The sequence below is a fragment of the Paenibacillus pasadenensis genome, from assembly GCF_023715725.1.
Classification (GTDB): Bacteria; Bacillota; Bacilli; order Paenibacillales; family Paenibacillaceae; genus Paenibacillus_O; species Paenibacillus_O pasadenensis_A.
In genome coordinates this window covers 58,320-72,705 of record NZ_JAMBOT010000016.1, presented here as the reverse complement: position 1 = coordinate 72,705, position 14,386 = coordinate 58,320, and the positions used below count along the sequence as shown (strand labels likewise).

General features: G+C 56.9%; 12 protein-coding genes. All 12 read right to left on the bottom strand.

The features are described 5' to 3' along the window. Nucleotides 1–41 precede the first annotated feature (41 nt). The 12 genes from tilS to pilM all read right to left on the bottom strand — a co-directional run bounded on the left by tilS (nucleotide 42) and on the right by pilM (nucleotide 14,379). Nucleotides 42–1,529, bottom strand: coding sequence for a tRNA lysidine(34) synthetase TilS (gene tilS, locus M3223_RS22215; RefSeq protein WP_251565724.1), 1,488 nt, complete (start codon nucleotides 1,527–1,529; stop codon nucleotides 42–44). A 76-nt stretch (nucleotides 1,530–1,605) separates the two neighbouring features. After that, nucleotides 1,606–2,532, bottom strand: coding sequence for a protein kinase domain-containing protein (locus tag M3223_RS22210; RefSeq protein ID WP_251565722.1), 927 nt, complete (start codon nucleotides 2,530–2,532; stop codon nucleotides 1,606–1,608). Further along, on the bottom strand, nucleotides 2,516–3,244 hold the full coding sequence (locus tag M3223_RS22205; RefSeq protein WP_251565720.1) for a VWA domain-containing protein: 729 nt from the start codon (nucleotides 3,242–3,244) through the stop codon (nucleotides 2,516–2,518). Before M3223_RS22205 ends, M3223_RS22210 begins: the two co-directional genes overlap by 17 nt. A 148-nt stretch (nucleotides 3,245–3,392) precedes the next feature. Then, complete coding sequence (locus M3223_RS22200; protein ID WP_251565719.1) at nucleotides 3,393–4,427, bottom strand: NADH:flavin oxidoreductase/NADH oxidase; 1,035 nt, start codon at nucleotides 4,425–4,427, stop codon at nucleotides 3,393–3,395. A gap of 158 nt (nucleotides 4,428–4,585) precedes the next feature. Then, entirely contained in the window at nucleotides 4,586–5,278 is a 693-nt protein-coding gene (locus tag M3223_RS22195; protein WP_251565717.1) for a hypothetical protein, read from the bottom strand. Continuing rightward, nucleotides 5,275–6,180, bottom strand: a complete 906-nt coding sequence (locus tag M3223_RS22190; protein ID WP_251565715.1) for an ABC transporter ATP-binding protein — start codon at nucleotides 6,178–6,180, stop codon at nucleotides 5,275–5,277. Before M3223_RS22190 ends, M3223_RS22195 begins: the two co-directional genes overlap by 4 nt. Nucleotides 6,181–6,224: 44 nt before the next feature. Then, nucleotides 6,225–6,593: a GntR family transcriptional regulator gene (locus M3223_RS22185; RefSeq protein ID WP_251565713.1), complete on the bottom strand. Its 369-nt coding sequence runs from the start codon at nucleotides 6,591–6,593 to the stop codon at nucleotides 6,225–6,227. 583 nt (nucleotides 6,594–7,176) lie between these two features. Continuing rightward, a complete protein-coding gene (locus M3223_RS22180; protein ID WP_251565711.1) occupies nucleotides 7,177–7,506 on the bottom strand; it encodes a DUF2500 family protein in 330 nt (109 codons plus the stop codon). Between the two features lie 255 nt (nucleotides 7,507–7,761). After that, on the bottom strand, nucleotides 7,762–8,583 hold the full coding sequence (locus M3223_RS22175) for a hypothetical protein (RefSeq protein WP_251565709.1): 822 nt from the start codon (nucleotides 8,581–8,583) through the stop codon (nucleotides 7,762–7,764). A gap of 536 nt (nucleotides 8,584–9,119) precedes the next feature. Further along, on the bottom strand, nucleotides 9,120–11,615 hold the full coding sequence (gene spoIIE, locus M3223_RS22170; protein WP_251565707.1) for a stage II sporulation protein E: 2,496 nt from the start codon (nucleotides 11,613–11,615) through the stop codon (nucleotides 9,120–9,122). Nucleotides 11,616–12,128: 513 nt separating this feature from the next. Next, complete coding sequence (gene pilO / locus M3223_RS22165; RefSeq protein ID WP_251565705.1) at nucleotides 12,129–12,884, bottom strand: type 4a pilus biogenesis protein PilO; 756 nt, start codon at nucleotides 12,882–12,884, stop codon at nucleotides 12,129–12,131. Continuing rightward, the gene (gene pilM / locus M3223_RS22160) at nucleotides 12,868–14,379 is read right to left on the bottom strand and encodes a pilus assembly protein PilM (protein WP_251565703.1); all 1,512 of its coding nucleotides are present in this window, start codon (nucleotides 14,377–14,379) and stop codon (nucleotides 12,868–12,870) included. Before pilM ends, pilO begins: the two co-directional genes overlap by 17 nt. Nucleotides 14,380–14,386: the final 7 nt, after the last annotated feature.

Below are 14,386 nucleotides of genomic sequence, written 5' to 3'. Positions count from 1 at the left end.
CTATTCTTATGAGCTTACTAAGGCCTGATATTCACAGTCCCTTAACTTAAAGGGGGCGGCCCGGTCTCCCGGGCTTCAATGCGCAGCAGCCGTTTCGTTCCTGCCGAAGCCAATGCATGCGCCGATCTGCGGATTCCCGGAATCCATAACATGCGGCCGCCCGCTTCGCATACCAAAGGCATGAAAGGCCGCCTGGAAGGCGGCACCTTGGCGTCAACGAACATATCTTGCACCTTTTTGCTGCCGTTTAGTCCCAGCGGATTCATCCGGTCGCCTTCCCGGCGGGTACGAACAAGAAGCGGGAACAGCAGCTCGTCCAAATCAAAAAAAGCGGTCAGCGGTCCCGCTTCTGCTGCAGCAGAACCGGCGCCGTTTTCTCCCAGAATCGCTTCCCGGCTGAATTCCAGCCGCAGGCCTGCTTCGGACAACAACAGGCTGCCCTGAGGTTCGGCCACTAAAATCTCGTATCCGTCCTGCGGCTCCTCGCTTCGCCGGGTCCAGGAGAGCCGGCTGTATTCCCTCCGAAAACGGAGTCCCCGCGACAGATCGATCCGCCAGCTCGCCGGTGATGCCGACAGTGCGCCAATACGTATATGCTCCACCTCATCAAAGCCGGTGGGTTCGTTTTCCAAAGCAAGATAATCTAATATTAGTTTAATCAATCTCCTTTGTAAAGCGACGTGGAGACCCGCCAAATCCGCGCCGGACATGCTTAAACCGCCCTTTTCAGGGCGCATGAGCGAGGCGAAAAGCTCCTCTGTCCGTGCGTTTAAATAATCCGACTCCGCCGAAGCGGATTCAGCCAACCGGCATAAAGAAGCGGAAAGACGTCCGTTAAACGATTCCAAATAAGGAAGCGCCTCCAGCCGGACCGCATTGCGGAAATAATCCGTCGAAAGGTTGCTGCTGTCGGTATGATAAGAAATATTCCAATGAGTGCAATAGGCGGCAAGGTCCATTTTGTTTATACGCAGCAGTGGGCGAATCAGTTCCACATTTCCTTCTTTGCGACGCAAGGGAATACCCGCCAAGCCGCCCGGAGCCGTTCCGCGCAGCACGCGCATGAGCACCGTCTCCGCCTGATCGTCGGCATGATGGGCAAACGCGATGCGGGAAGCCCCCGCTTTTGCCGCCGCCTCGTGCAGGAACCGGTAGCGCAGCTCGCGCGCCGCCGCCTGCTTGTTGCCTCCATGCTCTCTTAAATAGCCTGGAACATCAAGCTCGGCCAATTCCAGCGGTATGCCCAGATTAGCGCAAAAGCGGCGTACGCTCTCCGCCTCCTGCGGCGACTCATCCGGCCGGAAGCCGTGATTGGCATGAGCCGCCATTACCTTAATGCTCAGCCGATCCGCATTCATGTGCAGCGCATGGAGCAGCGCCATGGAATCTGGCCCGCCGCTGACGGCGATCAGAACCGTATCGCCCGGCAGCATAAGCTGCTCCTCCCGCTGCATCCGGAGCAATTCTGCCCGTACCTTTTCAGGCGCTCCGCCGGCTGCTGTTAAATGGCTATGTTCATGTTCATTCATGCTGCCGATCTCTCCCGCACTATAGATGTAAGAACGCGATGAGCAGCTGTCCGGCTGCAGCTCCCGGGCCTCCGAATTAGCCGAGACCTCCGGCCAGCCAGAAGACCGAGGCCGCCAATCCGGCTGCCGATACGAGAAAAAGCGCCTTTGTCCACCAGGGAACCGGCTTGGACGGACGGCCGATGCGGTGCATGACGGCGTTCCAGGCGTCTGCCGCTTCCGCCGCATCCCCAAAACCGCCGGCAAAAGCCCGCGCCAGCCAGCCCGCGAACGGCTTCAGCTGCGTCACTTGCTGAGCCAGCTTCAGCAAATCGCCCGGACTCCGGTTTTGCGGCAACGTTCCGGAGGTCAGGCGGTAGAGCTCTTTTTCGGCAAACAGCTGCACGCAAAGCACCGCAAACGAGAACAGATCGTAGGGGGCGTCCGAGGTGCGGGTTCCGGCATTCCAGTAACCGCGGTCGTAAATCTCGGTGAATTGGCGGATGCTTTTGCCAAAGGCGGTGACGCCGCCAAAATCAACAAGCTCCACGCGCCCGTAATCCGCAACGAGCACATTGTCCACCTTGAGATCTCCGAACGCCCATCCTGAGCCGTGAAGCTCGGACAGCTTCAGCAGCAAATTATAACCCGCAATAGGAAACCATTCCGCACCGCTTGCCACCAGAAAAGCGGGCAGCTTCGTGCCGCGCACATAACGCATGACGTAAAAAGGATATTCCTTACCCGACCTCAGCTGCAGGTCGTCGACGTCGTAAAGGAACGGATTGCCTCCGCTCCTTCGCTTCTGCTGCTTTTCAAGCGCCTGCAGCACGTTAATTTCCGACTGCAAATCCGCTGTGTCCAATCCGACTTTCAATGCCATTAGACGGCTGTCCTGCTGCACCAAATAAACTTTGCCGTTCGCTCCCTCGCCGAGCAGACGCTCCACGCGATAGCGGCGGCGCCTCCACTTGCCGGTAATGACCATGCCCCGGTCAAGGTCAAGCTTATCCGACGTAGCCACTCCTCATTTCGTCCTCCTCGCTGTCCCGGCGCCGCTCCTCCATGCCTTGGCGGTAGTACTGCACAACCTGCTGGAGCGCTGGCCCCGTCGGCGTTGTACCCCGCATCTGCAGCTTGGGAAAGAGCGACTGCACACCGCTCAGATTCGTCGTCCAGTCCAGATCCAGCGTCGCATCATCGCCATGACGGTCTGCCGGAAAATGAAACACCGACAGCTCACTGACGCCCTGCCGCGACTGAAGGCTCAGCATCAGATCGCGGATCGCCTCCTCAACGGCGGCCATCTTGGACTTCATGCTGGCGCTGGCGTCGATTAGCAGCGCCACGCGCAGCTTGCTCGTCTCCCCAAGCTCGTCGATGACGCGCACAACCTCGCTGCGCTTTTCGGGCGGCAGCTCCTCTAGCGTGCCGGAGCCGCCAAGCACGGACTTCAGCTCCTTTTGCACCGCCTGCTGAATCGTCTGCACGACCGTTTTGCGGGTCATCATCTGTACCGTCTGCGACAGCTGCCGGGTGCTGACCGTGCGGCTCATACCGCCGCCGGCTTCGGAAATCTCCTGAATTTCCTTGGCTCCGTATTCTCCCAGATCGCCGCCGTCCAGCACGCCGACCACATTGACCGTAATTCCTTCCGAATAAGCCTGCGACGCCGCAACAACCGGGCTCAGGCCGACATTGGAGCAGCCGTCCGTAATGAGCAAAATTTGCTTCATTCCATATCCCTCCAGCAGATAGATTCCGATTCTATCTATCAGTGTTGCCGCAATGGAAGGGATTCATAACCTTGCGCCGCAAGGTGAAGCGGCTTCGGCCTGATTTGGAAGAAGCACACTTCATTCCGAGAAAGCACAGATAAGAAGCTTAACCGGCCGGGTAGCCTCGTTTATAGGCGGGCTGTTCGGCGCGGATGCCGTCGATCTTGCGCAGCGCGTCGACCGCCCAGTAAGGATTGCGCAGCATCGCGCGTCCGACTGCCGCCAGTTCGGCATCGCCGCCCGCCACGACGGACTGCGCCAGCTCCGGCTCGTCCAGCATGCCGACCGCAATAACCGGTATGCCCGTTGCTTCGCGCACCGCTCGGGCATACGGCACCTGGTAGCCGGGATAGTTGCCCGGCTGGCGGCTGCCGTTCGGCGGCGCCTCACCTCCGCTCGACACATGGAGAATGTCGACTCCGGCCTCCTTGTATCGCCGCGCCAGCTCCAGACCGTAGTCCAGTTCGTAGCCGCCTTCTATGTATTCTACCGCGGAAAAACGCAGGATGAGCGGCATATCCGCCGGCATCACTTCCCGCACAGCCCGGATCACCTCGCAGCCAAAGCGCATCCGGTCCTCCCCGTATTCATCCGCGCGTTTGTTCAATGACGGGGAGTGGAACTGGTGAATCAGATACCCGTGCGCGCCATGCAGCTCAATCGTATCAAATCCAGCCGCAACGGCGCGCCGGGCTGCATCGCGGAACAGTCCGACCTTTTCGCGCACCTCGGCTGTCGTCAGCTCACGCGGCGTTTTCCAGCCGGTCGGCTCAACCGGGAACGGCGATGAGCTGACCGGAACGGCGGCGTCCGTCGCCTTGCGTCCGGCGTGGGCGATCTGGATGCCTATTCGGGCTCCATAACGCTGAGATTCCCGTACAATCCGGGCGTACGCCGGAATTTGCGCATCGTCCCATAAGCCCAGGCAGCGATTCGAGATGCGGCCGTCCGGCTCCACGTTCGTCATTTCCATCATAATGAGGCCCGTGCCGCCAACGGCGCGGGAAACATAATGGACATAGTGCCACTCGTTCGGCGTTCCGTCCTCCGCATCTACGGAATATTGGCACATTGGCGCCATAACAATCCGGTTGTTCAGCTCTAGTCCTTTCAAGCGAAATGGCTCGGACAGCCTGGTCATGCTCCACACTCCTCTATGAATGAGCGCGTTTGAGCCGCTCTTTTTTCTTTTCCTCTATTATAAGTCATCCTTTGCGCAAATGAAAAAAACGCCCTCCCGTTAGAGGGAAGGCGTTTAAACAGGATGAGGCATTAGTATAAGTTGAAGGGAATGTGATGTCATGCGCGAACGGCGGAGCGGCGCAGCATGAGCCACGAGAGCAGGGCAAGGACCGCTGAGAATACGAGCAATACCGACATAATTCCTGCCAAGGTGGGCTGCAGATCAATGAACCACTCGTACATCGGAGTCCACCAGCCGCGCAGTGAAGCGATTGTCGTCAGCCCGCCGCCCAACACGAAGGCTCCGCCGTACAGAATGAAGTTGCCCTTTTTGCCGAAACGGCGGGACAGGCTGGAGGAAGCGAAGCCAATGAAGAACATAAGCAGCAATGCAATGAAAAAGACGAAGAATGTTTGCCACGCCGGGCCGTCGCTTGTATCCGGGAGGACAAAAAAATTCATGCCTCCCCAGCTGCCGACCGCTTTTTCAATTGAAGCAACGATTGTCATCAGCAAGGCATGGAAGAGAGCGATGACCACAATGGCAAGGCTGCTTCCCGCAAAGTAATCCCGCCTGCTTATACAGAGACTTAGCGCAAAAGAGAACGTCTGGTTAACCGTTACCAGACCCACAATATAGATATAAATGAAAATGGACAGCAGACCGCCAGTCGTAAATTCCTCCTGCATGCTGGTGGCGATGATCAGATTAACGACAAAGCTGGAGAGCATAATCATCCAGGGCAGATAAATCCAGCTGAACAGGTCCCTGCGGTACATCATAATGACGCTTTTCAGTCCGCGATTCATGCCAATCCCTCCCTGTCGGATTCTTTTTGTCCTGTCAAATAAACGATAAGCTGCTGCAGCGGCAGCGGCGCCGTGTCCAGTCCGGCAGCTTTAGCCTCGGCTTGCTCCGTTGGAGATGAGGCCAGCAATGCGGCTTGGGCAGAGCCGCCAAGCGCTTCGCACTTCAGCGAACGGCGGCTGGCGATGAAGGCATTCACTTTGGCGGTTGGGCCCGTTACTGTATACGCGCGCTGCCGCAGTGAATCCGTATCCTCGTGAAGCAGCAGGCGTCCTCCGTCGATGAGGTGAATTTCCTCCAGCAATCGGCTAACCTCGTCGATCAAATGCGTGGACAGCACAATGGTCCGGGGATGCTCCGCATAATCCTCAATGAGCCGGTCATAGAACAGGCCGCGGGCAACGGCGTCCAATCCGAGATAAGGCTCGTCGAACAGCGTCAGCTCCGCGCGGCTCGCCAGTCCGATAATGATGCCGACCGAGGACAGCATTCCGCGTGAGAAACCTTTGATCTTTTTGCGGCGCGGCAGACGGAACTCTTCCACCAAACGGTCGGCAAACGCCGCGTCCCAGTTCGGATAAAGCGTAGAAGCGACCGCCAGCATGTCGTTGACGTTGAATACCTCCGGGTAACGCTGGCTTTCTTTAATGAAACAGATGCGGCTTAACGCTTCGCGGTTTTCATAGGGATTTTGACCGAAAATTCGGACTTCTCCAGATGTCGCAAACAGCTGTGCTGTCGCGATGCTCATTAGCGTCGTTTTGCCTGCGCCGTTGCGGCCGAGCAGGCCGTGAATGCGGTTCGCCTCCAGACGCATCGAAACCCCGTCCAGCGCCTGCTGATCCGCATAGGTTTTGGTCAGACGGATCGTTTCCATCGCCGCCGCATGTTGATTTTGACTCATCACACCGGCTCCTTTATTGTTGGAAGACATGTTCACGCTCATCTTCAGCCCCGCCCCTTCTCTTGGATTAATACCGCCAGCTGTTTACTGTCAATGCCCAGCTTCTCCGCCTCGCGCAGCAGCGGTACAACGTACATTTCGTAAAACTGCTCCTGACGCTTGATAATTAGGCGCTCTCTTGACCCTTGCGCTACAAACATGCCGATCCCCCTCTTCTTATATAAAATGCCTTGGTCCACCAGCACATTCACGCCCTTGGCCGCTGTTGCCGGATTGATGCCGTAGAACTGGGCAAAATGCGTCGTCGACGGCGCCTGCCCTTCCTCTGGAAGCGTCCCGTCTACGATGTCATCCTCGATTCTCTCCGCGATCTGCTGGAAAATCGGCCTTCCGTCATCCATTGGAAAGCTCATTAGCCTCACCACCACATTGGTTAATTACTCATGTAACTAACCATATAACCTATACAAATATTTGTCAACGGGTTCCAGAGAAAAAAGAAAAGGGCCGTCCGTAAAGGACTGCCCTTGGGGGAGGGGGAAGGAGGAGGAAACCGGATAGCGGTTTCATCTTATTCGTATTTCAAAGGATAGTAAGGGCAACAGAGGCATATTGTTTCCATTTCATCTCGGTTCATGTTCAGGGTCATTTTGATCCCTTTCATGAGATCTTCTTTTATAATGTTGGTCAGTTCATAATTAATATCCAGACACTTCCCGGACGATATTTCGTTTTTGATTAATAGACAATAGTATTTGCCTGAGACATTTTCGTGATTAGAAATAGGAAATGGTAAAATATTGCTCATTCAATACCTCCCAGCCTTCTTGATTTGGGTCAAGGATACCTACATCTGGTTTTTCAGAATCGATTCAATATGCTTCTACTGGATAGCTGCTTTAATATGTATTGGACACTACTATATCTGAAGAATTACTGCGCCAATAATAGCGAGCAATGGGCTGAGCACTGTTGATTCACTGCCGGTTAAACTATTTAAGCATGCTCATCAAAACGAACAAAAAGTTTATACAGTCTATTTATTTGGTAAGACAGAACTCCAGAGCTGCCGGTTTCTAATCGTTCATAATCGCTGCGTTTGAGGACTTTTAACTCGATCTTTTCTCCCTGAATATCAAACTCAACATAATATTCTTTAATAATGGGGGAGTTGGTACCGCCCTTCCATTCGTCAATTCTCTTTTTTATCACCACGGCATCCACGCTTGAGAGGGGAAGGTTTTTATTGTACCGACTCATTCTCCACAAAAAAATAAACCCTAAATAGATGATAAAAGTTACCGTTAAAGCAATGGCTAACTCCAATACCGGCACCCCTTTGTATGTCTGCTGCAACAATTTTACTATAATTATGGAGTGCCATTAAAAAGAGTTTTCATGTAAAAAACCGGCGGCCCGAATGGGGGCTGCCGGTTTATCTATATGGTCCGCCTGCTTCCGGATGAGGAAGGGCGATTATGGTGACGCCGGGCCGCGACCGGCGGGCTGCCTGCTGACAGCTCCTGCCCCGGTGGCGGATGGGCGATCTCGTCATTGCTTATTCAATTGTGCCAAGCCGGATTAAGAAATGTCGCCGCTTCCGGCCTCCTTCCGTGTTGCGGATGGCCCGGGCAAAAGCCTCAGGCGGAACTCGCTAACGCCGCATGGGCTGCGCACTGCCCCGCGCCGCCTTCGGCGCGCCTCCGCGGCGGTCGATCGTCGCCGCCCGCCCGGGGCCGCCGCAAGCACCGCGGCGGCGAGCCGCTGCAGCTGGCCGGCTGTCGCCCGGCCCAGCGGCAAAGCTCCCGGCGCAGCTTCCGCCTGCGCCGAATCCCTTGCGCCGCCCTCACCCGGCGGCGCTGCTCCCTTGGCGGCGCGGCTATGCGCGCTGCCTAGAGCGCCTTGCGGCGGCACCAGCTCCAGCTGCGCTCTGGAGCCGGTGCGTTCCGCCGCTGCGGCATGGCGCGCGCCGCCAGCTCCGCCGGAGCGGCGCCCGCCTGCTGCGGCTGCCGCGGGCATCCAGCCCTCGGCATAGCCGGAGCGCTCGGCCTCCTGCTCCGCTGCGGAGGCCGACGCCGTTTCCAGCAGCGCCGCAACGAAGGCGCGCTGCGCCATTCGCTCCTCGGCGGTCCACAGCCGCTTGCCGCGTTTGCGGTCCGCCGTCATCCGCATGCGCTCCATTTCGCGCATCAGCATTTCCTCCAGCCTCAGCTCCTCCATCCGGGCCTCGGCCTCGCGTCTTTTGGCGCGTTCCTCCTCGCGGCGCTTACGGGCCTCCTCCAGCTGCTTCGCCTCTTCCTGGCGCAGCTGTTCTACCAGTCGCTGCTGCTGCTTTGCCTGCAGGCTTTCGCGTTTTTTACGGGAACGGACACTACCTGGGTTTTTGCGGGTCATCATCGTCATAATTAAAATTCCTCCTCGAATTTGAATGAATTGTTTTTGAATGATTGCGATATCTCGATCTTGTCCCCTTTTGACCTTTATCCGCCGCTCTGCCGCGGCTCTCTCTGGACCTTTTATAGAAGGATCTGTTCGTTTAGTCTTGTTTCATGTTCTTTTTTTAGAGCTCAGCCATGTCTAACGGCTTGTCACCAGCCTCCCGCTGCTCTCTCGACTCCTTCTCCACCTCCGTTAGCGTCCGCCTTGTTGCCTTGCCGGTCCGTCTCTCCTCCCATCCTTATCGCTTTAATAGCCACCGGGCACTTTTCCATCGTCACCGCTTTTACCGCTCACCACTCTTCCATGTTCAGCTGTCATTTATGCTCAAGCAGATCCGGCATGTTCACGGATTGCGATATCGCAATGTACTGCGGGCGGCCGTTCATCCCGGTCTGTTCCGAAGCCGCTTTTACTTTCGCGGCAATTCTAGCGCTGCTTTCCGCAGTCAGCCATTCCCTTTTAACCGAGTTGACCCATTCCTTCTTGCCCTCAGGTTTCCGTCAGCTGACCGTTCTCGGCCGCTCAATCTTGTTCAGGCCCGGCCAGCGGAACGTTGCCCATTCCGGCCTGTGCTTGTCCACCTGAGCAACGACGACGGTCATGTCGTCGACGATCTCGCCTTTGTACTGGCGCACGACGCGCTCCAGCAGCATATCAGCGATTTCCTGCGGCTCGTCGGTGCCCATCTCCTGAATGATGCGCTTCATCCACAGCTCCTTGTTGACCGCATGGCCGGGAGCGTCGTAGATGCCGTCGGTCATCATAATGAGCGTGTCGCCGGGCTGCAGCTGCATGCGGACCAGGTCAACGTCGATGTCCTGCAAAATGCCGATCGGCAAGTTGTTGGCCGCCACCGGAATAACCTCGCTTCCCCTTTTAATGAAGCTTGGCGTTGAGCCGATCTTCATAAACGTCGTTTGCGCCGTGTACAGATCGATCAAGGCGACGTCCACCGTCGCGTACATCTCATCCGGCGAGCGAAGCATCAGCACCGAGTTGACCGACTTGATCGCCAGCTGCTCGTCCATCCCGGACTGAAGCAGCTGCTGCAAAATGTTAAGCGCCGTACTGCTTTCCAGCCGGGCTCTTTCGCCGTTGCCCATGCCGTCGCTTATTGCGACCGCGAATTTACCGTTGCCAAGCTCTACCGTGCTAAAGCTGTCTCCCGACAGCAATCCGCCGCCTTTGGCTGCCCCGGCAATGCCGGTCGCCACCTCGAATTCCTTCGCCGATCCGAAGCGGATGAGTCTGGGCTCTCCATTTTTCGAAGGGTCCCGCTCCGCCTTCACCGCCACATGCTCGCCCAAAATGTCACTGAGCAGCGGCGCAATAATTTTGCGGCCCTCGTCGTGTCCCTGCGGGAAAGTATGATAAACCTCAATTTCCACATTCCCTTCCTCAAGACTGATAATATCGATGCCGTGGATGGACAGTCCAAGCGACTCCAGCGCGTCGCGGATCTGCTCCTCCTGCAAATGCAGCTGCTGGCCCTCCCGCTGAATTTCTCTCGCCAAATCCTCCATGATCTGCGACACCCCGGCCAGCTGATCCGCTACAAGCTGCCGCGATTCGAATATTTGCCTTTTCCAGTGCATATCATGCTTGTACCGTTCATGCTGCTGCTGCAGCGCTCCCATCACCGCATGCGTTTTGCTGCAATGGCCCGTCCATGCTCTCGGCATGTCCTTCCGTCCGGCAATTTCTCCCTCGTCTATTGCCGACATCATCTCGGTCATCATCTTATAGGTGTCGTAAAACTTCGCGTTCCAGCACATATCTTTGCGATGGCAGCCCGCGCATACCTTTTCGGAGGCCATATTCATAAAATGCTGCATTTCCTCTTCGGCCGGCTTCTGCGGAGCCGCCGTATTGAGCTGTCCAAAGCTCGTCGCCAGCTGGCGGAACACCTCGGAGAACTGCGTGACCCGCTGGGCCGTTACCTCGCGAACCCGCTTGGCGTATTCATGCTGCGACTTCACATGCTCCGTCGTCCCCGGCACGTAGCGGGAAATCGTTTTGACGACCAGCTTTGGCGTGAGCAGGAACATCGCCGCTGCGGCGACCGACTCCCAGGTGCTCGCCATCACATCCGTTCCTCCGCCTACATATAAGGAAAGAATTGAAGTGCCAAGCAGCATGCCGAACGCAACCGCCATCCGTCCGCCTTCCCTGAGCAGCCCGGCCAGCAGGCCGGAAAAGGCGAGCACACTCATTTGCACGACCGCATTCAGATTAGCCAGGCTCAAAATCAGCCCTGCAATGACGCCGACGGATGCTCCGAGCGGCGCGCCGCCTGCCAGTGCAAACAGCAGCAGCATGTACCGGGACATGATGTGCTCCAGCGAGAGCCCTTGAATCGTCCAGCCGACCGCCCCCGTCATGACCGACGCCATGAGAATCATCAGGCAGATGATTTCCTCGTTTTTCAGCGTGTTGCTTTTGCGGGTCATCGTCAGCACCGGAATCGCCTGTACAAACACCAGCGTCAGCACAAACGCAAGCGCCGATTCCACGCCGACCATCATCAGGTCGTACCAGCCAAGCGTGCCGTGCACAAACACCCCGAACAGCTTCACAATGAGCGTTGCCAGAAAAACAAGAATCGGGGCCTGCGACAGTTCCGCCTTTTCGTACACCTCCAGTCCTTTAATGAGCAGGAACAGCACGGCGATCTCCATCGCAATCGGGATGGCGCTTGGCGTCACCGCTAGCAGGCTGCCGGCCACAAGCGAGAGGGCGGCTACCTTGTAGGAATCCTTTCTTAGGAAATAGATGACTGCAAAGTAAGCTGGCGCGAACGGCATCAGGTTTTCCAGGATGACCGCCCGTCCGAGCAGGAATCCCACGACGGCTAGCAAAATCGTCCAGCGCTTCGCTGCGATCAACTGAAACACTCTCAGCTGCGCCGCCTTTTCCTTCCCCTTGCGCAGCGCCTCTGCCGCACGGCTTGTCCGAGGCTGGCCGGGGAACAGAACAACGTTGGCCTTTTCCTTCATTACGGCACCACCATTTCCGCCTTAGTGTAGGTCTGATTATAGGGGCCGGATTTTATAAAGTTTGTCAGAACAAGGCTTATGCCAAAAAGTTTTTTCCGACATCCCTCTCGCTCTCCGCGCGCGCCGCGCGGCGATTTGTCGGCAAAGCCGCGAAGCCTTGCGCAGCAAGCGTTTCCAGCTGTCGGCAAGGCGTCCGCAACCCCCTCCTTTTACAGGCTCCGGCGCGGATGCTGCGGTTGTTAGCCTCGTTTACTTTCCGTATGAACGCGTCGAATGGGGGTTGGTTTCTGTCGGGATGTAAGGATACCGGGGGAAAAGTTTTTGGCATACGCGGGTATAAGGCGAATCGGGGAGCCGGAGCGTCGAAGCTTCGGGGGCGGATGCTGTCCGCATGAGGCGTCCGGATATTGAATTTGTGCCTTCCATCTCCGCCATCCCGCTTCCCCACGGCAAAAAGACCTCCGCTGCGCATCATCGCGCCTCAAAGGTCTTCGTGTCTGTTTTATAAGCAGGTTAGGAACGCGGCGGCGTTTGGACCGAGGACTCGGCATAGGGAAGCAGCGGAGTCTCGATCTGTTTCCGGTACGACGGTTGAAAATACGCCGTAAACGTAAGCGGCACCGTCAGCTCTTGAGAGGCGTCCGTCCCCCGGTTAAGCTCCAGCGATTCCAGCGTCGTAATCCGTTCCAGCTTGTGCAGCCGTTCGACATAAGCAAGCACGTCGTCATAATTTCCTTTTACAACGGCCGATACCTGCAAACGAAGCGGCTCCACGGTTGACTGAGATTGACTCCCGTCCGCAGACTGTGAGTCTGTCGTTGTCTCTGCAAACTCCGCCATGTCGGCATCGTCGCCCAGCTCCAGCTGCTGTCCGCTTTGTTCACTACGATCCATAGAGCTGGCAGCGGCTTTTTCCGTTTCATCCGCAAGCGGCCTGGAATGAACCAAATCTCCGTTAAAAGCTAGCGACATATGCGTAACGCCCGCTTCCTCCCCTGCCTTTTCCAAATCGAGCAGCAGCTGCTCCGTGTTGTCCCAATAAGGGAGCTCGGCCTGAACGCCGTCCGCCGGACGTCCATTCGTCTCCTCCGTCCGCTCCTGAAGCTTGCTGCTCAACGCTTCATTAAGCTTCTCCTGCGCATCCATTCTTCCTTGCAGCTGCGCCGTGCGCTCTTCCGCCGGACTTAGTATATATAGAAAGAACAGCAGCAGGACCAGAAACAGGACGGACGCGCCGAGCAAAAGCAGCGGGTTACGGCGTTGCGTCATCGCTGTCTCCCTCCTTTTTAGACGATAGCTTTTTAAGTGTAATGGAATAGGATGCGGAAAATGCCGCCAGGTCCGTGGAACCGCTTGCTCCTTCCACCCCGCCTGTCAGCTCCTGCTTGAGAGAAACGAGCGTTCCTTGCTCCAGCCAGTCGATGCGCCGAATGTCGAACAGATACCGGGAAGCGTTTTTCATCGTTTGGACACGCACCGTCAGCTCGATCTGGCCGCCGCTCGAATAGGTCAGGCTTTGCAGCTCGGACCCAGTCGGCAAATAAAATTCCAGATCGCGGATATAACCGACCGTGTCACGCTGGGATTGTTTTAACCTTTCCGCTTGCTCCAGCGGATTGGCCGCCGTTTGGCCCTCTTTGCTGTTCAAGTCGTTCAGCTGCCGCTGCAGCGACAGCTCCCGCTGAGTTTCCGCCAACAGGCGTTCCTCCATTTGCCCGGCTATGCCCCGCTCTCCGATGTAGCTATACAATAGAAGAGCGCAGCAGGCCACCCAGGCAACAGCCAGCAGCGAAGCGGCAAGCGGCGCAAAGCGCTGCTCCCGGTCGGAGCGGGGCAAAAGATTGAGACTCCGGATTTTGCCGTTGCGAACAAGCAGCCCGGCTGGAACGAGAAACGATTCTTCCGCATGGCTTAAGGCAATCGCGTTAGGACCGGCTGCGTGAAACTCTACCTCCGGCAGAGCAGCCGTCAGCGATTGTTGAAGCGTTAACGCCTGCTGGCCATCTCCGGTAATGACGGCTTTATGAATACGGGACTGCCCTTCTTGAAGGCCGAATTGGTAAAAGCTCAGCATCCGGACGATTTCCGCCGTCAGCTCGCCGATTCGCAGCCCGTTCTGGCTTTCCTTGGCCGCGTCCTCCTCAATTGCTCTTACAAAAACCGGACTTCCCTCATGAAACATCGCAATTTCCGCCGCAGCTCCATGGAGGTTAATATACATCTGCTCCGTCGGCGTCTCCTCGCCAGCGGGATCATTGGCGCCTTGCAGCGCGGTCGCCACCATGCCGGTGCCGACAACACGGATGCGCGCTTCGCGGAGCATCCCGACAAGAGGCTCAATCCAGCTGCGCGGAGCGGCGTACACGAGCACTTTTGTATTTTCGCCGTCGCGGCTGAGCACGGTGTAGTCGTACACGGGATGCTCAAACGGCAGATGCATCACCGTTTCGACCTCCAGATGAATCAGTTGCCGCAGCTCCTTGTCGTTCACAGCGGGCAGCGACATTTTGCGGACGATGATTTGGGAAGTCGGCACCGCAAGCACCGCTCTGGCTCCGTGCAGCCGATTGTCCTTGGCCCATTGCCGGATTGCGAGACGGAGGCTTTCCTCGTTGACGATAGCGTCCTGTTCAATAAGCCCTTGGGGAAAAGCGAAAAATCCGGCTCTCTCCAGCACGCGCCCCTTCTTTTTGCCCAATGCGGCGAACCGGATTCCAGAGGCGTCGATGGCAATTCCGATTCGTTTGCTGTTACGTGCGAGCATCCTTCAT

What these genes read in the sequence shown, in the direction of transcription:
- spoIIE (WP_251565707.1), bottom strand. Translation starts at nt 11,615, where the DNA reads ATGAAGGAAAAGGCCAACGTTGTTCTGTTCCCCGGCCAGCCTCGGACA.
- M3223_RS22195 (WP_251565717.1), bottom strand. Translation starts at nt 5,278, where the DNA reads ATGAATCGCGGACTGAAAAGCGTCATTATGATGTACCGCAGGGACCTG.
- M3223_RS22175 (WP_251565709.1), bottom strand. Translation starts at nt 8,583, where the DNA reads ATGACGATGATGACCCGCAAAAACCCAGGTAGTGTCCGTTCCCGTAAA.
- pilM (WP_251565703.1), bottom strand. Translation starts at nt 14,379, where the DNA reads ATGCTCGCACGTAACAGCAAACGAATCGGAATTGCCATCGACGCCTCT.
- tilS (WP_251565724.1), bottom strand. Translation starts at nt 1,529, where the DNA reads ATGAATGAACATGAACATAGCCATTTAACAGCAGCCGGCGGAGCGCCT.
- pilO (WP_251565705.1), bottom strand. Translation starts at nt 12,884, where the DNA reads ATGACGCAACGCCGTAACCCGCTGCTTTTGCTCGGCGCGTCCGTCCTG.
- M3223_RS22205 (WP_251565720.1), bottom strand. Translation starts at nt 3,244, where the DNA reads ATGAAGCAAATTTTGCTCATTACGGACGGCTGCTCCAATGTCGGCCTG.
- M3223_RS22185 (WP_251565713.1), bottom strand. Translation starts at nt 6,593, where the DNA reads ATGAGCTTTCCAATGGATGACGGAAGGCCGATTTTCCAGCAGATCGCG.
- M3223_RS22190 (WP_251565715.1), bottom strand. Translation starts at nt 6,180, where the DNA reads ATGAGTCAAAATCAACATGCGGCGGCGATGGAAACGATCCGTCTGACC.
- M3223_RS22200 (WP_251565719.1), bottom strand. Translation starts at nt 4,427, where the DNA reads ATGACCAGGCTGTCCGAGCCATTTCGCTTGAAAGGACTAGAGCTGAAC.